This is a genomic window from Methylobacterium sp. W2 (assembly GCF_020662345.1).
Taxonomy (GTDB): Bacteria; Pseudomonadota; Alphaproteobacteria; order Rhizobiales; family Beijerinckiaceae; genus Methylobacterium.
Map to the genome: position 1 here is coordinate 1 of NZ_VMOA01000111.1, position 434 is coordinate 434.

At 57.6% G+C, this 434-nt stretch carries 1 pseudogene; it reads right to left on the reverse strand.

Features of this window, described 5'->3' with window-relative positions:
• A pseudogene (locus tag FPV16_RS25955) lies at window positions 1-434 on the reverse strand (pyrimidine utilization protein D); the annotation flags it as partial.

A 434-nucleotide genomic window follows, 5' to 3' on the forward strand; every position in this document is an offset into this window, starting at 1 on the left:
GCATTAAACGTTTCGGGATCGGTCACGTTGCAGGCGTGTCCGCCATAGGGCATCACCATTTTCTGGCTATCGGGCAGGGCGGCATGAAGTTCACTGGAACATGCTGTTGGCACCAGCAGATCATCACTGGCGCAGATGATTTGCACCGGGCAGCGGATGCGATCCGCATGGTGACTAAAGTCAGCGCGTTTGAGGGCGTTAAGTCGACGCAGTAAATTATTTTTGCCCTGAAAATGCGCCAGTGCCAGCGCGTCTTCTGCCTCCAGGCGAGGTGCGCGGGCCGCCATCCAGTCGGCGGGATAGAGGAACAACGGCTGCGCTTCCACCCATGCCTGCGCGCCGCCGCTATACAGTAATCGTTCGCGAACCTGAAAACAGCGGCGCGTATGGGCGTTTATTCGTAGCCAGCCGTTAACGCTGATCAGCACAGTTAC